This is a genomic window from Pseudomonas sp. JUb52 (assembly GCF_004341115.1).
GTDB lineage: Bacteria > Pseudomonadota > Gammaproteobacteria > Pseudomonadales > Pseudomonadaceae > Chryseomonas > Chryseomonas oryzihabitans.
In genome coordinates this window covers 294,442-319,018 of record NZ_SLYS01000003.1, presented here as the reverse complement: position 1 = coordinate 319,018, position 24,577 = coordinate 294,442, and the positions used below count along the sequence as shown (strand labels likewise).

Genomic DNA, 24,577 nt, shown 5'->3' with positions numbered 1-24,577 from the left:
GTCCGGGGGTCGAAAAAACGCCATTCTCCCATGGCTGAACGCGTGGGCGGCAGTGGCTCGTCCGCCGACCCGCAAGACAGCCTCGCGCCGCTGCTCTACCCTGGGCGCAACACCGATACGCTGGCTGCGGGAGCCCTGATGAAAGCTTGCCTGACCGGACTGGGGTTGGCCCTGCTGCTGACCACCGGCGTCGCCCATGCCGAAAAGCTGCTGCTGGAAGGCACCCTGGGCCAGGCCCGGGTGGTGGTGGAGCTCGATCCCACCGCCAATGACGAAGCCTATGGGCGCTATTTCTACGACCGCTATCGCCGCGACCTGCGCCTGAGCGGTCCGGCCCAGCCGGGCGACCGGCTGGAGCTGGAGGAGGGTGCGCCCTGGCAGGACGGCGCCAAGGCCAGCTGGTCGCTGACGCGCGGCACCGACGGTCGCTGGACCGGCAGCTGGAGCGGGGCCGGCAAGACCCTGCCCCTCGCCCTGGCCCCGCTGCACCTGGCGCAGCCCGCCGCGGACGATCGCTATCGGCAGCAACTGCGCCAGGACGATCCCTACGAATATCGCCGTCTGCAGGGGCTCCAGCTGGAACCGGGCGAGCGCCAGACCTTCATGGGGCGTGAGCTGCGCGGGTGGCGCGAGCCGGTCTCGGGCATGCAGCTGTTTACCGTGGAGGGCGCCAGCGAGGCGGCCAATGCCGTGCTGCGTGACCGCCTCTGGGCGGAGGTGGACGCCCATCTGAGCTGCATCGGTCCTGACGGCGAGCACAGCCTGCAGGTGACCCCGCAGTTGCTCACCGAGCGGTTGCTCAGCGTCAATCTGTTCAGCCAGTACAGCTGCAGCGGCGCGGCCCACCCGGATTTCGGCAGCGCGCCCCTGACCCTGGATCTCCAGACCGGCCAGGAGCTGGCGCTGGAAGACGTTCTCTGGCTGGGTCACGGCCAGCCGATCCGCCCGCAGCCGGAAGATCGTTATTCCCAGGCCTTGGCGGACTATCGGGAACAGACCCTGGCGCCCTGGGTGATGGGGCTGTTCACCCGCCTGTATCCAGAGCTGATGCAGGCGCCGACCGATGGCGACGGCTGCGATTATCGCAGCGCCGACGTCTGGCAATTCGCGCCCTGGTACCTGACGCCCAAGGGCCTCTACCTCGGTCCGACCTTCTTCCGCGCCGCCCGCAACTGCGACGAACCCGGCGGCACCCTGGTGCCCTACGCGGAGGTCCGCAAGCATCCGGGGCCACGGGTGGGGTTGCTGCCGCACTAGGGCCTAGGTTGGCGCCGATTAATGTTGGACTTGGACGATGGAACCGTCTCAGCCCAGCCTGCAAGACCAGTCGTAGCGCGGCGAATTGCATGGCGTTTTCACCGGGAAGGAAGGTCCCGCGTGGGTAAGGCTGCGCCGTTACCCACCCTAAGATCGCCGTGAATCCGTAGCGTGGAAAACCGCAAGGCGTTTTCCACGGGCAATGAGCTATCCGCGGCGGCGGAAGGCTGGCCTTCATCCACCTCTACGCGTCGGCGATCAGCCGTTTGCCCAGGGTGACGACCTCGGCCTCCACATAACCCAAGGCCGCATAGAAGCCGAGGATCGCCGCATTGTCCCGGCGCACCATCAGCTGCGGCTTGGGGCAGCCGCGCTCGGTGAGCAGCTGTTCGGCGGTCGCCACCAGTCGCCGGGCATGGCCGCGGCGCTGGTGGGCGGGGGCCACCGCCAGGTAGTAGAGCCAGCCGCGATGGCCATCGGTGCCGATCATGGCACTGGCCATGAGGGCGCCGTCCACGTCGCCCACCAATAACAACTCGGGTTGCTCGGCGAGCTTGCGCTGGATGTCGCGGTAGGGATCGTTCCAGGCACGGGTCAGACCGCAAGCCTGCCAGAGGCTGACCACGGCCTCGGTGTTGGCGGGCTGGAAGGGGCGAATGTGCATGGGGGCGGGATCTCCATCGCGGCTATGGCGGTGCGCCGTAGCGACCGCTCCTACGGTTTACCTCATGTCACTGTAGGAGCGGCCCATGGCCGCGATAAGTGCTGCGCGTGGAAAACCGCAGCGCGTTTTCCAGTTGGTAGGCGTGCTGCCAGGATGCAGGCGAGGGAGGCTGCGCCTGCACCCGGCATTGCCAATCCCTACAGAAAATTCTCCGCATAGTGGCAGGCCACCTGGCGGGCTTCCACGTTGCGCAGCGCCGGGACCTCGGTCTTGCACTTTTCCGTCGCATAGGGGCAGCGACGGTGGAAGACGCAACCGGGTGGCGGATCCAGCGGATTGGGCAGTTCGCCCTGGATGCGGATGCGCGGCTTGCTCGGGTCCGGGTGCAGACTCGGGGTGGCCGACAGCAGCATCTGGGTATAGGGATGCAGGGGCCGCTCGAACAGCAGGTCGCGACTGGTCTTTTCGACGATGCAGCCCAGGTACATCACCATCACCTCGTCGGCGATGTGGCGCACCACCGAGAGGTTGTGGGAGATGAACACATAGGCGGTCCGGTACTGCTGCTGCAGATCCATGAACAGGTTGAGCACCTGCGCCTGGATGGACACGTCCAGCGCCGAGGTCGGCTCGTCCGCCACCAGCACCTTGGGCTGCAGCATCATGGCGCGGGCCACGGCGATGCGCTGGCGCTGGCCGCCGGAGAACATGTGCGGATAGCGCTGGTAGTGCTCGGGCCGCAAGCCCACCTGCTGCATCATCGCCTGCACCTTCTCGCGCCTTTCGGTGCGCGACAGGCTGGTGTTGATCTGCAGCGGCTCGGCCAGCTGGTCGCCGATCTTGCGCCGCGGATTGAGCGAGGCGTAGGGATTCTGGAACACCATCTGCACCTCGCGGCGCAGCTCCTTGCGGCGGGCGGCGTCGGCCTGGGCCACGTCCTGGCCGCCGATGACCAGGCTGCCGGCGGTGGGCTGCTCGATCAGGGTCAGGGCGCGGGCCAGGGTGGACTTGCCACAGCCCGACTCCCCCACCACGGCCAGGGTGCGCCCGACCTGGAGGTCGAAGGAGACGCCGTTGAGCGCCTTGACCGTGGCGCTGTCCTTGAACAGCCCGCGGGAGATTTGATAGTGCTGGGTCAGGCCCTTGGCTTCGAGCACGAGGTGCTCGGGCGCCTGCTCCGGGGTGGTGGAGCGGGCGAGGACGGTGGCTTCAGACGGCGCCATGGCGATCCTCCGGCAACTGGCTGGGACGTTGATGTTCGGGCAGCACCTCGGGGGCTTCGCCCGGGGCGACGTTGCGCGGGAAGAAGCAGCGCACCGCACCGCGGTCATAGGGCTCCAGCGCCGGACGCTCCTGGCAGCGCGGCTGCACATAGGGGCAGCGCGGACTGAGCAGGCAGCCGGCCGGCCGGTCATAGCGACCGGGGACGATACCGGGCAGGGTGTGCAGGCGATCCGTCTGGCTGTGCTCGGGAATGGCCGCCAGCAGGGCTTCGGTATAGGGGTGGGCGGGGGCGTCGAACAGCGTCGGCACCACGCCTTTCTCCACCGCCTGACCGGCGTACATCACCACCACGCGCTGGGCGGTCTCGGCCACCACGGCGAGGTCGTGGGTGATGAGGATCAGGCCCATGCCCTCGTCGCGCTGCAGATTGACCAAGAGCTCCATGATCTGTGCCTGGATGGTCACGTCCAGGGCGGTGGTGGGTTCGTCGGCGATCAGCAGACGCGGCTCGGCGGCGATGGCCATGGCGATGGCGACGCGCTGGCTCATGCCCCCGGACAGCTGGTGCGGATAGGCGCCGAGACGACTGGCCGCGGCCGGGATCTCGACCTTTTCCAGCAATTCCAGAGCGCGCTGGCGAGCGGCGCGACCCTTGAGGCCCAGATGCTGGCGGATCACCTCTTCCAACTGGAAGCCCACGGTGTAGCTGGGGTTGAGCGCCGTCATAGGGTCCTGGAAGACCATCGACAGCTCCTTGCCGATCAGGTGGCGCCGGCGGCGACCCTTGAGGCTGAGCAGGTCTTGGCCGTCGAAGGCCAGGCGGTCGGCGGTGATGCGGCCGGGGTGATCGATCAGGCCCATCACGGCCATCATGGTCACCGACTTGCCGGAGCCGGATTCGCCGACGATGGCGACGATCTCACCCTGATCCACCGTGAGATCGAGGCCTTCCACCACCGGCGGGGCGTCGGCGCCGCCGAAGCGCACCGAGAGGTTCTGGATTTCGAGGAGGCTCATGACTGCACCTTCAGACGCGGATCGAGGGCATCGCGCAGGCCGTCGCCCATCAGGTTGATGGCCAGCACGGTGAAGAGGATGGCGAGACCCGGCAGGGTCACCACCCACCAGGCGCGCTCGATGTAGTCACGGGCCGAGGCCAGCATGGTGCCCCACTCGGGAGTGGGCGGCTGCACGCCGAGGCCGAGGAAGCCCAGGGCGGCGGCATCGAGGATCGCCGAGGAAAAGCTCAGGGTGGCCTGGACGATCAGCGGCGCCATGCAGTTGGGCAGCACGCTGACGAACATCAGCCGCAGGGTGCCGGCACCGGCCAGCCGCGAGGCGGTGACGTAGTCGCGATGCAGTTCGCCCATCACCGCGGCGCGGGTCAGGCGCACATAGGACGGCAGCGAGACGATGGCGATGGCCACCACGGTGTTGATCAGGCCTGGGCCGAGGATGGCGACGATGGCCACGGCCAGCAGCAGCGAGGGCAGCGCCAGCATGATGTCCATCAGGCGCATGATCACCGGACCGGCGCGGTTGGGCGAGAAGCCGGCGATCAGGCCGAGCAGGATGCCGGGGATCAGCGAGAAGACCACCGAGGCCAGGCCGATCAGCAGCGACAGCCGGGCGCCGTGGATCAGTCGGCTGAGCAGGTCACGCCCCAGCTCGTCGGTGCCCAGCGGGAACTGGCTGTTGCCGCCATCCAGCCACAGTGGCGGGGTGAGCATGAAGTCGCGGAATTGCTCGCTGGGCGCATGGGGTGCGACCCAGGGCGCGAAGAGCGCGCAGAACACCACGATGACCATGAAGATCAGCCCGCCGAGGGCGCCCTTGTTGCGGGCGAAGGCGTACCAGAACTCCTTGAAGGGGGAGGGGTAGAGGGCGCTCGGGTCTTGAGCGGCCGGGGTGTTTACCGTTGTCATAGGCTCTGTCCGTATGGGCGCATCAACGCTGGTGGCGGATGCGCGGATTGACCAGGCCGTAGAGGATGTCCACGACGAAATTGACCAGGATGACCAGGGTGGCGATCAGCAGGATGCCGTTCTGCACCACCGGGTAGTCCCGGGCGCCGATGGCCTCGATCAGCCACTTGCCGATGCCGGGCCAGGAAAAGATGGTCTCGGTGAGCACCGCGCCGGAGAGTAGGCTACCGACCTGCAGGCCGAGCACGGTCAGCACCGGGATCAGGGCGTTGCGCAGGGCGTGGACGAAGACTACCCGCTTGGGCGACAGGCCTTTGGCGCGAGCGGTGCGCACATAGTCCTCGCGCAGCACTTCGAGCATGGCCGAGCGGGTCATGCGCGCGATCACCGCCAGGGGAATGGTGCCCACCACGATGGCCGGCAGGATCAGGTGCTTGAGGGCATCGACGAAGGCGCCGGGCTCGTCGGAGAGCAGGGTGTCGATGAGCATGAAGCCGGTGCGCGGCGGGATGTCGTAGAGCAGGTCCAGGCGACCGGAGACCGGAGTCCAGCCGAGCTGCACCGAGAACAGCATGATCAGCAGCAGGCCCCACCAGAAGATCGGCATGGAGTAGCCGGTCAGGGCCACGCCCATCACTCCGTGATCCACCGTGGAGCCGCGCCTGAGGGCGGCGATGATGCCGGCCAGCACGCCGAACACCGTGGCGAACAGCATGGCCGCCACCGAGAGTTCCAGGGTGGCCGGGAACAGGGTCAGGAATTCGTCCCAGACCCCGACGCGGCTGCGCAGGGATTCGCCGAGGTTGCCCTGGGCGAGATTGCCGATGTAGTCGAAATACTGCTGGTACAGGGGCTTGTCGAGGCCCAGGCGGTGCATGGCTTCGGCGTGCATCTGCGGATCGACGCGGCGTTCGCCCATCATGACTTCCACCGGATCGCCGGGGATGAGGCGGATCAGGGCGAAGGTCAGCAGGGTGACGCCAAAGAACGTCGGTATCAGCAGCCCGAAGCGACGGGCGATGAAGGCGAGCATCGGAGGGGGTATCTCCTCTTGAGGCTGATCAAGACGGCGCGAGTACGTGCCCGGCCGCGTTTTTAAGTGAAAGCCCGCTCAAAAGCCCGCGGGCTTTTGATCTGACTCTCAGACCTTGTGGGTCCGGATTCATCCCTGCGCGGACCGTCCTGGTCCGCGACGAACGAGGCCTGCCAGCGGCAGGCTCGTTCGGTCCTACGAATAGGTTCGAAGAGCGCTCTGGGCCAGCGCTCCAAACCCGGCAGACTACCACGTTGCCACGGCCGTCGATATCCTCGACATGGCCAAGGCTTCGCCGGTGTTCGCGACGCGATCCCGGCGAGATGCCGGGCGCTGCACGAAATCCGCCGAGTTTCGTCATCACAGCAGGTTGAACGGCAGGGTGGAGACCAGACGCAGCTCCTTGACGTTGCCGTCGACCTGGTTCTGGCTGGCACGGTGATCGGTCAGCAACAGGCGGAAGCGACTGTCCTTGAGCGTGCCCTGCTGCACCTTGTAGGTGGTGACCAGGCCGATCTCGTGGTGCTTCTCGCCATCCTGCTGCAGGACCTCGGCATAGTTGGCGTACTTGCCGGCGCCGGCGTCGTAGTGGGTGCCGTCGATGTCCCAACCCTTGGCGTACCAGACGCCGGTGCTCAGGCCGGGCACGCCGAAGTAGCTCCAGTCGGTTTCGTAGCGGATCTGCAGCGACTTCTCGTTGGGGCCGTTGTAGTCCGAGACCAGGGAGTTGGCCAGGTAGATGGCCGCGGTTTCGTGGGCGTAGTCGAAGTACTCGTTGCCGTCGATCTGCTGGTAGGCCAGGGTCAGGCTGTGGGCCTGGTGGCTGCCGGTGAACGCCAGGCTCCAGGCGGTGTTGTCGATGTCGCCGGCCTTGGCGCTGCCGGCGTCGACGGTGCGATAGGCGTTGGCCACCGCCTTCCAGGCAAAGGTGTCGAGCGAGCCGCCGGCCTGGGTCACGCTCAGGAAGTACTGGTTCCAGACGTTTTCGAAGTTGGCGCCATAGACGCTGACTTCCCAGCCCTGGGGCAGCTTGTAGTTGCCACCGAGAAAGCTCAGGCGGTCGGCGGTGACCTCGCGGGTGCCGTACTCGGTGGTCCACTTCTCGTCGCCGGCACCGGTCCGCGGGCTGACGCGGGTGAAGCTGCCACCCTGCAGCGAGAGGTTGTCCCATTCGTCGCTGGTCAGGGCGAAGCCGTCGAAACCGGAGGGAAAGGGCCGGTTGTCGTTGTAGCTGATCACCGGGGTGTCGAGCATGAAACGACCGATCTTGAGTTCGGTGTTGGAGACGCGGAAGCGCGCGTCGGCGATGCCCAGCTTGGACCACTCGGCATGGCCCTCGCCCTCGGCGTTGGCCAGGGTGCGGTTGCCGCCGCCACCGATCTGACCCTTGCCCCGCTCCAGGTTGGTGGCCTGATAGCCGGCCACATCGATGCCGAAGCCCACCGGGCCCTGGGTGTAGCCGGAGCTGTACTTGAGCGCCGTGGCCTGGACCCAGGTATTGCGCGAGTGGGTGCGCACCCGGGTGCCGTTCTTGGTGTAGCTGAAGATCGGATCGGAGCTGGTCTCGCGGGCGAAGAAGTTGCGCGTGGCCAAGGTCAGGCTGTCGTCGGCGAAGAAGCCCTTGGCGCCTTCCTGGCCCTTCACCGGCTTCTGCACGTTGGGCAGGGTCTGGACCTCGTTGGCGTAGCTGGGATCTTCCGGCGCCGGGGACTGGGCGTGGGCGGTCAGGGCCAGGGTGAATAGCGAGAGGGCGAGGCCTCCACGGTGGACGTTGGTCATCGGCTGTGCTCCAAAGCGGTCGTTTCTCTGTTTTTTTGGGCGTTTCCGGCACGATCGAACCCGTCGCGCCGAAACACGGCGCGAGGCGGGAAAGGTCGAGGGGCGGGCCGCCCGGGCCCGGTCGCTTACGGCATCAGGTGCCGATCAGTCGAGGGTCACCGTGGAGAAGTCGTAGACCCCCAGCGGACTCTGCACATAGCCCTGCACCTTGGGTTGCAGGACGTCGGTGAACAGCGGATGCGCCAGCGGAATCCACGGCATCTGCTGGTGGAAGATCTGCTGGGCCTGTTCGTAGAGGGCGGTACGCTGCGCCGGGTCGTTGATGCGCTTGGCCTTTTCGATGGCGTCGTTGAAGGCCTTGTCGCACCAGAAGGCGCGGTTCTCGCCGCTTTCAGTCGCAGCGCAGCTCAGGTTGGTGGTGAGGAAGTTGTCCGGGTCCCCGTTGTCGCCGGTCCAGCTCATCATCATCAGGTCGTGCTCGCCGGCCTTGGTGCGCTTGACGAATTCGCCCCACTCGAACTGGGTGATTTCGGCCTTGATGCCGATCTTGGCGAGGTCACCCTGGATCAGCTGGGCCACCAGCGCCGGACTGCCGCCCGGGCCGCTGCCGGTGCTGATGTAGTACTTGAGGGTGAAGCCATCGGGATAGCCGGCTTCCTTGAGCAGCGCCTTGGCCTTTTCCACGTCATGGGGCCAGGGCTTGATGTCCTTGGCGTAGCCCAGCAGCGAAGAGGGATAGGGATTGATCGCCGCCTTGGCGCCGCCTTCGCCGAACACCGTCTTCAGGTAGTTCTGCTGATCGAAGGCCATGGCGATGGCCTGGCGCACCCGTGCGTCGCTCAGCGCCTTGTGCTTGGTGGTCAGCGCCAGGTAGGAGGTGGTCTGGCTTTCCACCTGGGCCAGCTTGAGGCTCTTGTCCTGCTTGAGCATCGGCACGTCCTGCGGCTTGACCGTCAGGCCGATCTGGCACTCGTTGTTGCGCACCCGCTGAATGCGCACATTGGGATCTAGGGTCACCGCCAGCACCAGGCCGTCCATCTGCGGCTTCTTGCCGAAGTAGTCCGGATTGACCTTGTAGCGGGTGTTGGAATCCTTGGCATAGCGCTGGAAGACGAAGGGACCGGTGCCGATGGGCTTCTGGTTGATGTCGTCGGTCTTCTTGCTGGCCAGCAGGCTGTCGGCGTATTCCTTGGACAGGATCGAGCCGAAGGCCATGGCCAGGTCGGCCAGGAAGGGCGCCTCGGGCTGGTTGAGGGTGAAGCGCACGTGGCGGTCGTCCACCTTGTCGATGGACTTGATCAGGGTGCCCATCTCCATAGCCGCCGCATAGGGGTAGCCGCTGGGGGAGAGGTTGTACCAGGGGTTGTTCTTGTCGAGCATGCGCTCGAAGCTGAACACCACGTCGTCGGCGTTGAAGTCGCGCGTGGGCTTGAAGTAGTCGGTGGTGTGGAATTTCACCCCCTGGCGCAGGGTGAAGGTGTACTGCAGGCCATCCGGGGAGACCTCCCAGCTTTCGGCCAGGCCCGGCTCCAGCTCGGCGGTGCCCTGCTTGAATTCCACCAGGCGGTTGTACAGCGGGGTGGCCGAGGCGTTGAAGGTATAGCCGGAGGTGTAGCGACCCGGATCGAAGCCTTCCGGATTGGCCTCGGTGCAGACCACCAGGGGGCGTGCCAGGGCGGCATTGGCCGTCAGGCAGAGGAGGGCGGCGAGAGACAGCGAGAATAGCGGTTTGGACACGGAAGGCTCCTCGTGAAGGCCCGCGAGGCGGGCCGGACAGGGTCAGCGATCGAGGCTTACGCCATAGAAACCGGTGACGCCGAAGGGGTTGATCTTGAAGCCCTGCACTTCTTTGCGCATGGGCTGGGACACCACCGAGTGGGCCATGGGGCTCACCGGCATCTGCTGGCGAATGATCTGTTGCGCCTGCTCGTAGAGACGGGTGCGTTCGGCGCGATCGTTGCTGGTCTTGGCCTTCTGGATGAGGGCGTCGTAGCTCTTGTCGCACCAGCGCGCATAGTTGCTGCCGCCGATGGCGCTGCAGCCATAGAGCACGCCCAGCCAGTTGTCGGGATCGCCGTTGTCGCCGGTCCATCCATAGGTCAGCACATCGTGTTCGCCGGCCTTGGCTCTCTTGATGTATTCGCCCCATTCGTAGCTGACGATCTTGGCCTTGATGCCGACCTTGGCCCAATCCTGCTGGATCATCTGCGCCGACTGGCGGGCGTTGGGGTTGGAGGCGCGCTGCACCGTCATGGCCCAGAGGGCGATCTCGGTGCCGTCCTTGATCCCCGCCTGCTTGAGCAGGGCCTTGGCCTTTTCCGGATCGTAGGGCGCGCCCTTGATGTTCTTGTCGTAGGACCACTGATTCGGCGGGATCACGTTCTGCGCGACCTGGCCGGCGCCCTGGAACACGGTGTCGACGATGGCCTGCTTGTTGATGGCCATGTCCAGGGCACGCCGCACCTCGGGCCTGTCCAGCGGTGGATGCTGGACGTTGTAGGCGAGGAAGCCAACGTTGAAGCCCGGCTGCTGCAGGACCTTGAGCTGCGGATCCTGCTTCATCTCCACTAGGTCCGCCGGACGCGCATAGCCGCTCACCTGGCATTCGTTGGCCTTGAGCTTCTGCAGGCGGGTGGCGGCATCGGGGGTGATGGCGAAGATCAGGTTGTCGAGCTTGACGTCCTCGGGCTTCCAGTAGTCCGGATTGCCCTTGAAGCGGATTACCGCATCCTTCTGGTAGCGGCTGAAGACGAAGGGGCCGGTGCCGATGGGCTGCTGGTTGAGCAGCTCGGGCTTGCCCGCCTTGAGCAATTGCGCGGCGTACTCCGCCGACTGGATGGAGGCGAAGCTCATGGCCAGGTCGGCGGCAAAGGCGGCGTCGACCTTGTTCAGGGTGAAGACCACGGTGTGGTCGTCGACCTTGGCCACCTTGGCGATGTTCTGGTCCAGCCCCATGTCGGTGAAATAGGGGAATTCCGTGGGATAGGCCTTACGGAACGGCTGCTCCTTGTCGAGCATGCGCTGGAAGGTGAAGACCACGTCGTCGGCAGTGAAGTCGCGCGTGGGCTTGAAGTAGTCGGTGGTATGGAATTTCACGCCCTGGCGCAGGTGGAAGGTATAGGTCTTGCCATCCGCGCTCACGTCCCATTGGGTCGCCAGACCCGGCTCGAGGGTGGTGCCGCCACGCTGGAACTGCACCAGGCGGTTGAAGACCGTTTCGGCCGAGGCATCGAATTCGGTGCCTGAGGTGTATTGCGCCGGATCGAAACCGGCCGGGCTGGCTTCCGAGCAATAGACGAGGTTGCTCGCCGCCTGGGCGAGCGGAGCACAGGCGAGCAGGCTCGCCGCCAGCAACGAGTAGGCGTAGGGAAGGCGCATGGGTCTCACTCCATCAGTCAAATGAACGGCCAGGGTCGAGAGTCTAGCTCCCGACCCTGGCCAAGCGGCTTCACTTGCTGACGCTGACGCCGTAGAACTCGTTCAACCCGAAGGGGCTGATCTTGTAGTCCTGGACTTCCTTGCGCATCGGCATGTAGACCGTGGAATGCGCGATGGGCGTCATGGGTACCTGCTGCTTGAGCACCTGCTGGGCCTGTTCGTAGAGCTTGGTGCGCTCGCCCTGGTCGGTCACGCGCTTGGCCTTGACCACCAGGTCCTCGAACGGCTGGTAGCACCAGCGGGAGAAGTTGTTGCCACCGATGGCCTTGCAGCCGAAGAGGGTCGCCAGCCAGTTGTCCGGATCGCCGTTGTCGCCGCTCCAGCCGATCAGCATGATGTCCTGCTCGCCGCTCTTGGAGCGCTTGATGTATTCGCCCCATTCGTAGCTGACGATCTTGGTCTTGACGCCGATCTTGGCCCAGTCCTGCTGCAGCATCTCCGCCATCAGGCGCGCATTGGGGTTGTAGGGACGCTGCACCGGCATGGCCCAGAGGGTGAGCTCGGTGCCTTCCTTGAAGCCGGCTTCCTTGAGCAGGGCCTTGGCCTTTTCCGGATCGTAGGGCGCGTCCTTGATGGACTTGTCATAGGACCACTGGGTCGGCGGCATGCTGTTGACGGCTACCTGGCCGGCGCCCTGGTAGACGGCGTTGATGATGGCTTCCTTGTTGACCGCCATGTCCATCGCCTGGCGTACCTTGAGCTTGGCCAGCTCGCCGTGCTCGACGTTGTAGGAGATGTAGCCCAGGTTGAAGCCCGGCTGCGACGGCAGCTTGAGATTCGGGTCCTTCTTCAGCCCGTCGAGGTCCGCCGGACGCGGATAGACGGTGATCTGGCACTCGCCGGCCTTGAGCTTCTGCATCCGTACCGAGGGATCGGTGTTGATGGAGAAGATCAGGTTGTCCACCTTGGGTCCATCGACCTTGTCCCAGTAGTCCGGGTTGGCCTTGTAACGGATCACCGCATCCTTCTGGTAGCGGCTGAAGACGAAGGGACCGGTGCCGATCGGCTTCTGGTTGATCTCGGCCGCCTTGCCGGCCTTGAGCAGCTTGTCGGCGTACTCGGCCGACTGGATCGACGGGAAGGGCATCGCCAGATTCTGCAGGAAGGCGGCGTCCACTTCGTTGAGGGTCATGCGCACCGTGTAGTCGTCGACCTTTTCCACCTTGGCGATGTTCTGGTCGAGGCCCATGTCGGTGAAGTAGGGGAATTCGGTGGGGTAGGCCTTCCGGAACGGATTGTTCTTGTCCAGCATGCGCTGGAAGGTGAACAGGACGTCATCGGCATTGAATTCGCGGGTCGGCTTGAAATAGTCCGTAGTGTGGAATTTCACGCCCTTGCGCAGGTGGAAGGTGTAGACCTTGCCGTCTTCGCTGATGTCCCAGCTTTCCGCCAGACCCGGCTTGACCTGGGTACCGCCGCGCTCGAACTGGGTCAGCTTGTTGAAGATGGTTTCCGCCGACGCATCGAAGTCGGTGCCGGTGGTGTATTGCGCCGGATCGAAGCCGGCCGGGCTGCCTTCGGAGCAGAACACCAGGTTGGTCGCCTGGGCCAGGGGTGCGCCGGCCAGCAGACCGGAAGCGAAGAGGGCAGCGAGTACGTTCTTGTGCATGGAGACCTCATGTCGGGGACGGCGCAACACGATGTGGCGTTGCGAAACAGAATGCCGATGTCTTGTGGACAGATGAGCCCACATGCACAGCCTGTGCCCATGTCCATAGCTCAGGCGAGCTATTGACCCCAGGCGACCCAAACACAAAACAGATGTCGCAAAGATGTAAGACAAGGTGTCGCGGCTGGAAGTCGGTGCGCACCAAAAGTGCGCACCGAAACAGCGTTGTTACTTTTCTGCACTAGATCAGGGCATCTGTACTTCGATGGTACCGCCCGCGGTCACTTCGACGGTGGTGGTGCCGGGGGCGACATCCGGGGTCACGGCATCGCTGGCGGCCTTCATCGCCGACATGCGCAGCATCGGCAGCGGCTGGGGTACACCGCTGGTGCCCAGGTCCAGGCTGACGATGCGATAGCCCGAGCCACCCAGGGCTTCGGTGGCCAGCTGGGCGCGCGCCTTGAAGGCGGCCACGGCGTCCTTGAACAGGGCATCCTCCTGCTGCTTGCGGGTGCCATCGGCGATGGTGAATTGCAGGTTGCCCATCTTCAGGCTGCCCAGCAGTTCGCCGGTTAGCTTGGACAGGGCGGCGAAGTCGGCGCTTTCCAGGCGCAGTTCACCGCGCTCGCGCCAGGCGTTGATGGCGCGGCCCTGGTCTTCATAGACCGGGTAGGTGTTGCGATTGCCGAGGGAAACGTCCACCCCCTTGACCTTGCGCGCCTGCTCCAGGGCGGCGTTGAGGGTCTTGGTGGTGTCGCTGGCCAGGGCCGCCGGATCCTGGCCCTGGCTTTCGGTGTAGAGCATGACCTGCATGCGGTCGCGCGGGACCTCGCGGCTAACCTCGGCCCTCAGGCTGATCTGGTTGTAGCGCGGCTCATCGGCCTGGACGCCCGTGGCGAGCAGGGTGCTGAACAGCGCGGCGCCCAGCACGAGCGGGCGTAGGGGAAAGGTCATGGTGTTCTCCTGATTGGCAGTCCGAAAGCGGTGTGACCGCGGACCTGGCGGATGGTGCGTCGCTTTGCCGCGTCGGCGGCTGCGGGCGGATACCCATCGCTATAATGCCAAGTCTGCTCTGACCGGCAGCCCCGCGGGGCTGTCGTCTCGATCGTTTCTTGCGCCTGGAACCTCGCATGTTCTCCTTGCCTGTTCAATGGTTGTCCGCCAATCGCCAGAATCTCGGGCGCCTGGTCATCATCCGCGTGCTGGTGCTGGCCGCGCAGGCCGGCTCGGTGGGCATCGCCCGGCTGTCGGGCATCGTCCAGCTGCCCTGGACGGCCCTGGCCATCACCCTGGGCGTCTCGGCCGTACTCTGCCTGTTCGCCGCCCTGCGGCTGACCCGCCCCTGGCCGGTCACCGAGCAGGAATACGCCGCCCACCTGGGCTGCGACCTGGCCATCCACAGTGCCCTGCTGTATTTCGCCGGCGGTCCGACCAACCCCTTCGCCTCCTATTACCTGGTGCCCCTGACCATCGCCGCGGCCACGCTGCCCTGGCTCTATACCCTGGTCCTGGCAGCCCTGACCCTGGCGGTCTTCTCGCTGATGCTGCTGTCCTACGAGCCGCTGCACCTGCTGGTGGCCAACGACGGCGCGGTGCTCAGCTACGGCATGTGGCTGAGCTTCGCTCTCTCCGCCGCGGTCATCACCCTGTTCGTCGCGCGCATGGCCACCGCCCTGCGCGAGCAGGAGAGCCTGCAGGCCCAGCGCCGCGAACAGGCCATGCGCGATCAGCAGCTGCTGGCCGTGGCCACCCAGGCCGCCGGCGCTGCCCACGAGTTGAGCACGCCGCTGTCCACCATGAGCGTGCTGCTCAAGGAGCTGCAGCAGGAGTACGCCGGTCAGCCGACCCTGAGCGAGGACCTGGCGCTGTTGCAGGCCCAGGTCGGCCAGTGCAAGCAGACCCTGCAGCAACTGGTGCGCGCGGCCGAGGCGGACCGCCGCCAGACGGTGCAGGAGCAGACCGCCGTGGAGTGGCTGGAGGCGACCATGGATCGCTGGCACCTGATGCGACCGGAAGCCACCTACAGCTTCGAGGTGGTCAGTCTGGGCACGCCACCGCGCCTGACGCCGCCGGTCGAACTTACCCAGGCACTGCTGAATCTACTCAACAATGCCGCCGATGCCTGCCCGGAAAACCTGGCCATCCGTCTGCACTGGGATGCGCGCGAGCTGTGCCTGTCGATCCGCGATCACGGTGCCGGCGTACCCCTGGCCATCGCCGAACAGCTTGGCAAGCCCTTCTTCACCACCAAGGGCAAGGGCTTCGGGCTGGGCCTGTTTCTCAGCCAGGCCAGCGTCACCCGCGCCGGCGGCACGGTGAAGCTCTACAATCACGAAGAAGGCGGCACCCTGACCGAATTGCGCCTGCCGCGGCACTACGCCCTGGCGTGAATGCCTGGAGAATTCTATGACTGACGACCTCAACAGCGGTTTCGACGACCAGCCCCACATCCTGCTGGTCGACGATGATCCCACCTTTACCCGGGTGATGGCCCGCGCCATGGATCGCCGTGGCCTGCGCGTGTCCATCGCCGACAGCGCCGAGGAAGGCCTGCAGCTGGCCAAGGAAGACCTGCCGGACTACGCCGTGCTCGACCTCAAGATGGAAGGAGACTCGGGGCTGGTGCTGCTGCCCCAGCTGCTGGAGCTGCACCCGGAGATGCGCGTGGTGATCCTCACCGGCTATTCCAGCATCGCCACCGCGGTGGAGGCCATCAAGCGCGGCGCCACCAACTACCTGTGCAAGCCGGCGGATGCCGACGACGTCCTGGCCGGTCTGCTCGCCCAGCACGCCGATCTCGACACCCTGGTGCCGGACAATCCCATGTCGGTGGATCGCCTGCAGTGGGAGCACATCCAGCGGGTACTGTCCGAGCACGAAGGCAACATCTCGGCGACCGCGCGGGCGCTGGGCATGCACCGCCGTACCCTGCAGCGCAAGCTGCAGAAGCGCCCGGTGCGCCGCTGAGGGCTGGCATCGCCCACGATCGCCGTGGGCGACAAACTGTTACATTGTTTCAGTCAGAATTCGTTCAGGCTTTCCGGCATAGGCTGTGCAGGCGTCTCGTTGAGCAGTCCTTGAGAGTCCGAGCATGTCCGAATCCGCCGTACCCGTGCCCTCCGTCTACGGGGCTTCCCGTGGGCATTTCCTGGCCCGCGTCTGGGCCCTGATCACCCCCTACTGGCGCAGTGAAGAGAAAGGCAAGGCCTGGCTCCTGCTGTCCGTGGTCATCGCCCTGTCGCTGGCCGGGGTCGGCCTGTCGGTGGCCCTGAACACCTGGTATCGCTACTTCTACGACGCCCTGCAGAATCGCGATCTGGCCGCCTTCATCCGGCTGATGCTGTACTTCTGCGGGCTGGCCGCCACCGCCATCCTGCTGGCCGTGTACCGGCTGTACCTCACTCAGGCGCTGACCATCAACTGGCGGCGCTGGCTGACCGAAAAGCACTTCGGCCTCTGGCTGTCCGACCGCAACTACTACCAGCTGGAACGCGAAGGCGGCGCCGACAACCCCGACCAGCGCCTCACCGAAGACATCCGCGACTTCGCCGAAACCACCCTGAGCCTCGGGCTCGGCTTCATCCGCACCGTGGTCAGCCTGGTGTCCTTCAGCGTCATCCTGTTCGGCATCTCCGGCGACATCACCCTGTTCGGCATCACCATCCCGGCCTACATGTTCTGGGCGGCCCTGATCTACGCCACCGTCGGCACCTGGCTGACCCACCTGATCGGCCGTCGGCTGATCGGTCTCTACAACCAGCAGCAACGCTATGAAGCCGACCTGCGCTTCGGCCTGATCCGCGTCCGCGAGAAGGCCGAGAGCGTGGCGCTGTTCCGCGGTGAGGCCAACGAGCACCGCCGTCTGCTGGATCGCTTCGGCTATGTCTGGGGCAACTACCACCTGGTGATGAACTACACCAAGCGGCTGACCTTCTTCACCGCCGGCTACAGCCAGATCGCCATCATCGCCGGCTTCGTCCTGGCGGCGCCGCGCTATTTCTCCGGCAAGATCCAGCTCGGCGATCTGATGCAGATCAACTCGGCCTTCGGCAATGTCCAGGAGAGTCTCAGCTGGTTCGTCGACGCCTACGTCAGCCTGGCCGGCTGGCGCGCCGTGTCCGATCGTCTGCTGACCTTTCGCGAGACCATGGCCGAGTTCAGCCAGGAGACCGACATCCTGGTGCCCCATGCCAGTAGCAGCGACCTGGTCCTGGAAGGTCTTTCCCTGGGCGCCGCCGGCCGGTTGCTGCTGCATCCCACCGATCTGCGCATCGCCCGTGGCGAACACCTGCTGATCGAAGGCGCCTCGGGCAGTGGCAAGAGCACCCTGCTGCGGGCCCTGGCCGGACTCTGGCGGCAAGGGCAGGGCGGGATCGGCGTGCCGCCGGGTCGTCAGCTGTTCCTGCCGCAGCAACCCTATCTGCCCATCGGCACCCTGCGCGAAGCCCTGGCCTATCCGCAGCCGGCGGATGCCTATTCCAACGAGCGGCTGGCCGAGGTGCTGCAGCAGTGCCGTCTCGATCACCTGCGCGAGCACCTGGATGAAGCCCGCCACTGGGAACGCACCCTGTCGCCCGGCGAGCAGCAGCGGGTAGCCCTGGCGCGGGCGCTGCTCTATGCCCCCGACTGGCTGTTTCTCGACGAAGCCAGCTCGGCGCTCAGCGAAGCGGACGAGCGTGCGCTCTATGAGCGTCTGCTGGCGGAAAATCCGGGTCTTACCCTGGTCAGTGTCGGCCATCGTCCGAGCCTGCGCGCCTACCATCGCCGCCACCTGCTGCTGGAGGGCCAAGAACTGCGTCCTAGAGCGGTTGGTGAGGGTCGCTGAGATGGACTAGGCGGTCTAAATCGGGCGTTTTCGGGAAGGGGGGTGCTATGATTCCAGAGTCCCTTCAATCGGTACGAGAATCCATGTCAGCAGCTACCGTATCCCGCCCCCGAAAAAGACCCCGCAGCCTGGCAGAAGAGGTCGTCGGAGTGCTTATTCAGCAGATCGGCGACGGCCAATTCCAGCCTGGCGACAAGCTCCCCACCGAGTCGGCCATCATGCAGGCTCAGGGCGTGAGTCGCACCGTGGTGCGCGAGGCCATTTCCCGGCTGCAGGCCGGGGGTTACGTGGAAACGCGCCACGGCATCGGCACCTTCGTGCTGGAGCGGCGCCCCGAGTCGCCATTGCCGATCGATCCGGCCACCATCACCACCCTCAAGGACGTCCTGGCGATGCTCGAATTGCGCATCAGCCTGGAAGTCGAGGCCGCCGGCCTGGCCGCCCAGCGCCGCTCGGCCGAGCAACTGCAGGCCATGTGGGCGCTGCTGGAAACCATGCGCACCGGCGTCGAGCAGCCCGATCGCGCGGTGAACGCGGATCTGGAATTGCACCTGCTGATCGCCAGTTCCACCGGCAATCGCTATTTCAGCGACATCATGAGCTACCTGGGCACGGTGCTGATTCCGCGCACCCGGCTCAATTCCGCCTATCTCGCCCACGACGACCAGCAGCTCTATCAGAAACGGCTGGATGCCGAGCACGAAGCCATCGTCCAGGCCATCGAAGACGGCAACCTCGAGGCGGCTCGTTCGGCCATGCGCCTGCACCTGAGCAACAGTCGCGAGCGGCTCAGACGCGCCCATGAAGAAATGGAACGCCAGGCGGAAGAGGTCTGAAGCAGGGCTTTGACGCCTCGATAGGCATTTTTCTGGTTGGGGCTTGCCCCTTCCATAAGGGAGGTTGTACGATGACTTACAACGGGTAGCGGACCTGCCGCACCCCAGTCCAACCTATGCCGAGGCACTCAAGATGACTCCACAAGAACTCAAACACGTCCTCTCTTCCGGTCTGCTGTCCTTTCCGCTGACCGACTTCGATGCCAACGGCGACTTCCGCCCCGACACCTATGCCAAGCGCCTGGAGTGGCTGGCCCCCTACGGTGCGACCGCACTGTTCGCCGCTGGCGGCACCGGTGAATTCTTCTCGCTGGAAGCCAGCGAATACAGCGGCATCATCAAGACCGCGGTGGACACCTGCCAGGGCAGCGTGCCGATCCTCGCCGGTGTCGGTGGCTCCACCCGCCAGGCCATCGCCTATGCCCAGGAAGCCGAACGGCTGGGCGCCAAGGGTCTGCTGCTGCTGCCGCACTACCTGACCGAAGCCAGCCAGGACGGCGTGGCCGCCCATGTCGAAGCCGTCTGCAAGTCGGTCAAGATCGGCGTGGTGGTCTACAACCGCAACGTCTGCCGCCTGCAGCCCCATCATCTGGAGCAACTGGCCGAGCGCTGCCCGAACCTGATCGGCTACAAGGACGGCCTGGGTGACATCGAACTCATGGTCGCCATTCGCCGTCGCCTGGGCGATCGCTTCAGCTACCTGGGTGGCCTGCCCACCGCGGAAGTCTATGCCGCCGCCTATAAGGCGCTGGGCGTGCCGGTCTATTCCTCGGCCGTGTTCAACTTCATTCCCAAGACCGCCGTGCAGTTCTACGAAGCCATCGCCCGTGACGATCACCAGGCGGTCGGCAAGCTGATCGACGACTTCTTCCTGCCGTACCTGGAAATCCGCAACCGTTGCGCCGGCTACGCCGTCAGCATCGTCAAGGCGGGCGCCCGCATCGCCGGCTACGACGCCGGTCCCGTGCGCACCCCGCTGACCGATCTCAAGCAGGACGAGTACGAAAAGCTCGCCGCCCTGATGGACAAGCTCGGTCCCCAGTAAGATCCGCTTTTCGAGAGGGGCTCCGGCGCCTCTCCCGCCGTTGCACAACCCGTGGCCAGTCGCTTGGTCGCGGGCTTTTTTTTGGCCGGTTTTCCTGGCGGCTGGCAGGACGCCAGCGTCAGAGGGCTACCCTGGGCGCCTGACTTAAGGCGTTGCTAAGGCGCGGGTGCCAGGCTGGGGGATACCAGCCCAGTCGTGCCACCGCTAGCCAGGGGATTCCCGCCATGAGCGCTGCCTTGCTGTATCTCGCCCTGGCCGCAGCACCCGGGCATTCGACCTGCCTGGCCGCGACGCCACCCTCGGTCGCGGCGCTGGCCTGGCGGGACAGTCGCGATGCCGCGGCCCTGGCACGTCTGGCCCACTATCTCGATGCCTGGCTGCCAGGGTATCGGCCCAGCTTCCAGCCCATCGACGAAACCAACCTGGGCGGTCTCATACTCGCCTATCGGCTGACCGCGGCGGACCTGCCCCTGGCCACGGCCCAGCGCACCCGCGCGTTCATCGAGACCCTGGCCGAGGGCTATCTGCAGCAGATGGAGGCGCATCGTGGGGATGCCCGTGGCGTCTGGAGCAACAACTGGCAGAGTCACAGGATCAAGCTGGCGACCCTGGCGGCGGGTGCCCTGGATGACCCGGCGCTGTTCGCCCGGGCGAGGGCGGCCTTCGTGGCGCAGCTATCGGTCAATCTCAAGCCCGATGGCGAGGTGCTGGACTTCGGCGAGCGCGATGCCCTGCACTATGTCGTCTACGACCTCGAACCCCTGGTGCTGGCGGCGGCGGTGGCCCAGGGGCGCGGCGAGGACTGGCTGCACTTGCGGGGCCGCGATGATCAGACCCTGGCCAGGGCGCTCGCCTGGCTGCTGCCCTATGCGCAAGGCCAGCGCAGTCATGAGGAATTCCGCAAGACGACAGTACATTTCGATGTGCAGCGCGCCGAGGCCGGTCTGCCCGGCTATGCGGGGCGCTGGGATCCGCAGAACGCCAGAAACCTGTACTGGTCGGCCAGTCTGCTCGATCCGCGCTATGCCTCCATCGCCCGACAGCTCGCCGCGGCGCCGCCACGGCTGCTGTGGGCCTTTGCCCCGGCCTGTCAGGGCTAGCGCCCGTATCAGTCGAGGCTGCGGATGCTGACCCGGGAGGTCCCGTCGGCCACCATGTCGAGACGATCGGCCGCACTGCGCGACAGGTCGATCAGCCGGCGGCGAACCGTCGGTCCTCGATCGTTGATGCGCACCACCACGCTGCGACCGTTGGCCAGGTTGGTGACCTGGACCCGGGTTCCGAAGGGCAGGGTGCGATGGGCCGCGGTCAGGGCCCCGGGATCGTATTTCTCGCCGCTGGCGGTGCGGCGCCCGGCGTGCCACTTGGAGTAGAAGGACGCCATGCCGGTGTCCTGATAGTCATGGGCAGCACTGGAAGACAGCGTGGGCGGGAAGCTTTCCTGACTGGCGCAACCGGCGAACAGCAGGACCAGCGACAGCAGTCCGGCACGGTGGATCCGATGCATCTCGATGCCTCCTGGCAAAACGACCGGCAGCAGCTTAAGGGGTCGGAGCGGGACTGTCAGCCCCGCTCCGTTACCCCATGCGACCGCCGTCAGCCTTCCAGTTTCTGCTTGAGCAGCTGGTTGACCTGGCCGGGGTTGGCCTTGCCCTTGGAGGCCTTCATGGCCTGGCCGACGAAGAAGCCGAACATCTTGCCGCGCTTGGCTTCGTCGCTGGCGCGGTATTGCTCGACCTGGGCGGCGTTGGCCGCCAGGACCTCGTCCAGCATGGCCTCGATGGCGCCGCTGTCGGTGACCTGCTTGAGGCCCTTGGCTTCGATGATGGCGTCGGCGCTCGCGCCTTCGCCGGCGGCCAGCGACTCGAACACCATCTTGGCGATCTTGCCGGAGATGGTGTCGTCCTTGATGCGCAGAATCAGGCCGCCCAGCTGGGCCGCGCTCACCGGCGCCTGGGCGATGTCCAGATCTTGCTTGTTGAGCAGGCTCGACAATTCGCCCATCACCCAGTTGGCGGCCAGCTTGGCGTCGCCGCTCACCCGCTGGACTTCCTCGAAGTAGTCGGCCAGTTCGCGGCTGGCGGACAGCACGCTGGCGTCGTAGACCGACAGCCCGTACTCGCTCTGGAAGCGATCGCGCTTCTCGGTCGGCAGCTCGGGCAGCTGGCTGCGCACCTCGGCCAGGAAGGCCGGCTCGATCACCACCGGCAAGAGGTCGGGGCAGGGGAAGTAACGGTAGTCGTTGGCTTCTTCCTTGCTCCGCATGGAGCGGGTCTCGTCCTTGTTGGGATCGTACAGGCGGGTTTCCTGCACCACGGTGCCGCCGTCCTCGATCAACTCGATCTGGCGCTGGACCTCGTGGTTGATGGCCTTCTCGATGAAGCGGAAGGAGTTGACGTTCTTGATCTCGGCGCGGGTGCCGAAGGCTTCCTGGCCCTTGGGGCGCACCGAGACGTTGCAGTCGCAACGCAGCGAACCCTCGGCCATGTTGCCGTCGCAAATGCCCAGGTAGCGCACCAGGGCATGGATGGCCTTCACATAGGCCACGGCTTCCTTGGCGCTGCGGATGTCCGGCTCGGAGACGATCTCCAGCAGCGGCGTGCCGGCGCGGTTCAGGTCGATGCCGCTCATGCCGTGAAAGTCTTCGTGCAGGCTCTTGCCGGCGTCTTCTTCCAGGTGCGCGCGGGTGATGCCGATGCGCTTGACGGTGCCGTCTTCCAGGGTGATGTCCAGGTGGCCCTTGCCGACGATGGGATGATCCATCTGGCTGGTCTGGTAGCCCTTGGGCAGGTCCGGATAGAAGTAGTTCTTGCGCGCGAAGACGTTGCGTTCGGCGATCTCGGCGTCGATGGCCAGGCCGAACTTGCAGGCCATGCGCACCGCCTCGGCGTTGAGCACCGGCAGGGTGCCGGGCATGCCCAGGTCGACCAGGCTGGCGTGGGCATTGGGTTCGGCGCCGAAACTGGTGGCGCTGCCGGAGAAAATCTTCGATTGGGTGCTGAGCTGAGCGTGGATCTCAAGCCCGATCACGGTTTCCCATTGCATGTCTCTATCCTTCCTCAGAAGCCGCTCGGCGCCTGGCGATGCCAGTCGCTGACCTGCTGGTACTGGTGGGCGACGTTGAGTAGCCGGCCTTCCTGGAAATAGTTGCCGAGCAGCTGCACGCCCACCGGCAGGCCGTCGACGAAGCCGGCCGGCATCGACAGGCCGGGGATGCCGGCGAGGTTGGCGGCGATGGTGTAGAGGTCTTCGAGATAGGCGGAGACCGGGTCGTTGCTCTTCTCGCCGAGTTTCCAGGCCAGGTTCGGCGTGGTCGGGCCGAGAATGACGTCGACCTCGGCGAAGGCCGCGACGAAGTCGTTCTTGATCAGCCGGCGGATGCGCTGGGCCTTGAGGTAGTAGGCGTCGTAGTAGCCGGCCGACAGGGCATAGGTGCCGACCATGATGCGGCGCTTCACTTCCGCACCGAAGCCTTCGCCACGGGATCTCTTGTAGAGATCCTCCAGGTTGATCGGATTCTCGCAGCGATAGCCGAAGCGTACGCCGTCGAAGCGCGACAGGTTGGAGCTGGCTTCGGCCGGGGCGATGACGTAATAGGCCGGAATCGCGTGCTGCAGGGTGGGCAGCGAGATGTCCTTGACGGTGGCGCCGAGCTTCTTCAGCTCCTCGACCACGGCCAGTACCTTGTCACCGATGCGGGCATCCAGGCCGGCACCGAAGTATTCCCGCGGCAGGCCGATGCGCAGGCCGCTCAGCGGCTGCTGCAGGGCAGCCTGGTAGTCGTCCACCGGCTGATCGACGCTGGTGGAGTCCTTGGGGTCGAAACCGGCCATGGCCTGCAGCAGCAGGGCGCAGTCCTCGGCGGTGCGCGCCAGGGGGCCGCCCTGGTCGAGGCTGGAGGCGTAGGCGATCATGCCCCAGCGCGAGACGCGGCCGTAGGTGGGCTTGATGCCGGTGAGATTGGTCAGGGCCGCCGGCTGGCGGATCGAGCCGCCGGTGTCGGTGCCGGTGGCGGCCGGCAGCAGGCGCGCGGCCACGGCCGCGGCGGAACCGCCGGAGGAACCGCCCGGGACCCGGGTCAGGTCCCAGGGATTCTTCACCGGGCCGTAGTGGCTGGACTCGTTGGCCGAACCCATGGCGAATTCGTCCATGTTCAGCTTGCCTAGGGAGACGGTACCGGCCGCGGCCAGCCGCTCCACCACGGTGGCATCATATGGTGCCTTGAAGCCGGTGAGGATTTTCGAACCGCAGCTGGTGAGCACCCCCTGGGTGCAGAACAGGTCCTTGTGGGCGAGGGGCGCACCGAGCAGGGCGCCATTTTCGCCAGCGGCTCGTCGGGCGTCGGCGGCCCGCGCCTGGGCCAGGGCCGCGTCGGCGGTCAGGGTGATGAAGCTGTTGAGCTGGGGGTCGAGCTGCTCGATCCGCTGCAGCAGGCCGCGGGTCAGTTCCTCGGCGGAAAAATCCTTCGCGGCCAGGGCGGCGGCGATTTCGGTCAGGGTCAGCTGATGCATGTCGTGTCTCACTCGATCACCTTGGGGACCAGGTACAGGCCGGCTTCCACGGCCGGGGCGATGGCCTGGTAGGCCTCGCGCCGGTCGCCTTCGGTGGCCTGGTCGGGGCGCAGACGCTGGGTGGCTTCCAGCGGGTGGGCGAGGGGATCGATACCCATGGTGTCCACGGCCTGCATCTGGTCGACGAGGCCGAGGATGTCGTTGAGGGTGGCGGTGGTAGCGGCGAGATCCGCTTCATCGAGACCCAGGCGGGCCAGGTGAGCGATCTTTTCGACGTCGGTGCGTTCGAGCGCCATCGGCTTCTCCAAGCAGGAAGGCGGCGTGACCCGGTCGGTGGCCGCGTATGCTGGAGACGGGCTGGGCGGGTCGGGCGCCGCGTTGAACAGGGGCTTAACGGCCCGGAAAAGCTCTCAATCTAGCATATCGGCGCC

At 65.8% G+C, this 24,577-nt stretch carries 21 protein-coding genes; 7 read left to right on the top strand and 14 right to left on the bottom strand.

Annotation, left to right across the window (positions count from 1 at the left end; translation table 11 throughout):
* The first annotated feature begins 138 nt into the window (after window positions 1–138).
* Window positions 139–1,257 carry a hypothetical protein gene (locus EC839_RS07135; RefSeq protein ID WP_039975401.1) on the top strand — a complete coding sequence of 373 codons (1,119 nt, stop codon included), beginning with the start codon at window positions 139–141 and terminating at the stop codon, window positions 1,255–1,257.
* 244 nt (window positions 1,258–1,501) lie between these two features.
* On the opposite strand, the gene EC839_RS07130 is transcribed toward EC839_RS07135, so the two are convergent.
* From EC839_RS07130 to EC839_RS07085, 10 genes are all read right to left on the bottom strand, one after another.
* Window positions 1,502–1,921 (bottom strand): GNAT family acetyltransferase, encoded by a 420-nt coding sequence (locus EC839_RS07130; RefSeq protein WP_007159553.1) that lies wholly within the window; start codon window positions 1,919–1,921, stop codon window positions 1,502–1,504.
* 197 nt (window positions 1,922–2,118) lie between these two features.
* The gene (locus EC839_RS07125) at window positions 2,119–3,144 is read right to left on the bottom strand and encodes a peptide ABC transporter ATP-binding protein (RefSeq protein WP_007159552.1); all 1,026 of its coding nucleotides are present in this window, start codon (window positions 3,142–3,144) and stop codon (window positions 2,119–2,121) included.
* The gene (locus EC839_RS07120) at window positions 3,131–4,162 is read right to left on the bottom strand and encodes an ABC transporter ATP-binding protein (protein WP_007159551.1); all 1,032 of its coding nucleotides are present in this window, start codon (window positions 4,160–4,162) and stop codon (window positions 3,131–3,133) included. The genes EC839_RS07125 and EC839_RS07120 overlap by 14 nt, the downstream gene beginning before the upstream one ends.
* Window positions 4,159–5,070, bottom strand: a complete 912-nt coding sequence (locus EC839_RS07115) for an ABC transporter permease subunit (RefSeq protein ID WP_007159550.1) — start codon at window positions 5,068–5,070, stop codon at window positions 4,159–4,161. The genes EC839_RS07120 and EC839_RS07115 overlap by 4 nt, the downstream gene beginning before the upstream one ends.
* 22 nt (window positions 5,071–5,092) lie before the next feature.
* A complete protein-coding gene (locus tag EC839_RS07110; protein ID WP_007159549.1) occupies window positions 5,093–6,103 on the bottom strand; it encodes an ABC transporter permease subunit in 1,011 nt (336 codons plus the stop codon).
* Between the two features lie 360 nt (window positions 6,104–6,463).
* Window positions 6,464–7,882 carry an OprD family outer membrane porin gene (locus EC839_RS07105; RefSeq protein WP_007159548.1) on the bottom strand — a complete coding sequence of 473 codons (1,419 nt, stop codon included), beginning with the start codon at window positions 7,880–7,882 and terminating at the stop codon, window positions 6,464–6,466.
* 144 nt (window positions 7,883–8,026) lie between these two features.
* Window positions 8,027–9,619 carry an ABC transporter substrate-binding protein gene (locus EC839_RS07100; RefSeq protein ID WP_007159547.1) on the bottom strand — a complete coding sequence of 531 codons (1,593 nt, stop codon included), beginning with the start codon at window positions 9,617–9,619 and terminating at the stop codon, window positions 8,027–8,029.
* Window positions 9,620–9,661: 42 nt separating this feature from the next.
* Complete coding sequence (locus EC839_RS07095) at window positions 9,662–11,260, bottom strand: ABC transporter substrate-binding protein (protein ID WP_007159546.1); 1,599 nt, start codon at window positions 11,258–11,260, stop codon at window positions 9,662–9,664.
* Window positions 11,261–11,330: 70 nt separating this feature from the next.
* Complete coding sequence (locus EC839_RS07090) at window positions 11,331–12,929, bottom strand: ABC transporter substrate-binding protein (protein WP_007159545.1); 1,599 nt, start codon at window positions 12,927–12,929, stop codon at window positions 11,331–11,333.
* 246 nt (window positions 12,930–13,175) lie between these two features.
* Entirely contained in the window at window positions 13,176–13,883 is a 708-nt protein-coding gene (locus EC839_RS07085; protein ID WP_007159544.1) for an SIMPL domain-containing protein, read from the bottom strand.
* A gap of 176 nt (window positions 13,884–14,059) precedes the next feature.
* Here EC839_RS07085 and EC839_RS07080 point away from each other — a divergent pair, with 176 nt between their 5' ends.
* The 6 genes from EC839_RS07080 to EC839_RS07055 all read left to right on the top strand — a co-directional run bounded on the left by EC839_RS07080 (window position 14,060) and on the right by EC839_RS07055 (window position 20,735).
* Entirely contained in the window at window positions 14,060–15,319 is a 1,260-nt protein-coding gene (locus EC839_RS07080) for an ATP-binding protein (protein WP_007159543.1), read from the top strand.
* A gap of 16 nt (window positions 15,320–15,335) precedes the next feature.
* A complete protein-coding gene (locus EC839_RS07075; protein WP_007159542.1) occupies window positions 15,336–15,896 on the top strand; it encodes a response regulator transcription factor in 561 nt (186 codons plus the stop codon).
* A gap of 124 nt (window positions 15,897–16,020) precedes the next feature.
* Window positions 16,021–17,754 carry an ABC transporter ATP-binding protein/permease gene (locus tag EC839_RS07070; protein WP_007159541.1) on the top strand — a complete coding sequence of 578 codons (1,734 nt, stop codon included), beginning with the start codon at window positions 16,021–16,023 and terminating at the stop codon, window positions 17,752–17,754.
* Between the two features lie 83 nt (window positions 17,755–17,837).
* Entirely contained in the window at window positions 17,838–18,590 is a 753-nt protein-coding gene (locus EC839_RS07065; RefSeq protein ID WP_177416694.1) for a FadR/GntR family transcriptional regulator, read from the top strand.
* A 133-nt stretch (window positions 18,591–18,723) separates the two neighbouring features.
* The gene (kdgD, locus tag EC839_RS07060; protein WP_007159539.1) at window positions 18,724–19,635 is read left to right on the top strand and encodes a 5-dehydro-4-deoxyglucarate dehydratase; all 912 of its coding nucleotides are present in this window, start codon (window positions 18,724–18,726) and stop codon (window positions 19,633–19,635) included.
* 224 nt (window positions 19,636–19,859) lie between these two features.
* Window positions 19,860–20,735 (top strand): alginate lyase family protein, encoded by an 876-nt coding sequence (locus tag EC839_RS07055; RefSeq protein ID WP_007159538.1) that lies wholly within the window; start codon window positions 19,860–19,862, stop codon window positions 20,733–20,735.
* A gap of 8 nt (window positions 20,736–20,743) precedes the next feature.
* On the opposite strand, the gene EC839_RS07050 is transcribed toward EC839_RS07055, so the two are convergent.
* The 4 genes from EC839_RS07050 to gatC form a co-directional block, all read right to left on the bottom strand.
* Entirely contained in the window at window positions 20,744–21,142 is a 399-nt protein-coding gene (locus tag EC839_RS07050) for a septal ring lytic transglycosylase RlpA family protein (protein ID WP_007159537.1), read from the bottom strand.
* Window positions 21,143–21,231: 89 nt separating this feature from the next.
* Window positions 21,232–22,680: an Asp-tRNA(Asn)/Glu-tRNA(Gln) amidotransferase subunit GatB gene (gatB, locus tag EC839_RS07045; protein WP_007159536.1), complete on the bottom strand. Its 1,449-nt coding sequence runs from the start codon at window positions 22,678–22,680 to the stop codon at window positions 21,232–21,234.
* A 14-nt stretch (window positions 22,681–22,694) separates the two neighbouring features.
* Window positions 22,695–24,146 carry an Asp-tRNA(Asn)/Glu-tRNA(Gln) amidotransferase subunit GatA gene (gatA, locus tag EC839_RS07040; protein WP_007159535.1) on the bottom strand — a complete coding sequence of 484 codons (1,452 nt, stop codon included), beginning with the start codon at window positions 24,144–24,146 and terminating at the stop codon, window positions 22,695–22,697.
* A gap of 8 nt (window positions 24,147–24,154) precedes the next feature.
* Window positions 24,155–24,442, bottom strand: coding sequence for an Asp-tRNA(Asn)/Glu-tRNA(Gln) amidotransferase subunit GatC (gene gatC, locus EC839_RS07035; RefSeq protein WP_007159534.1), 288 nt, complete (start codon window positions 24,440–24,442; stop codon window positions 24,155–24,157).
* Between the last annotated feature and the right edge of the window lie 135 nt (window positions 24,443–24,577).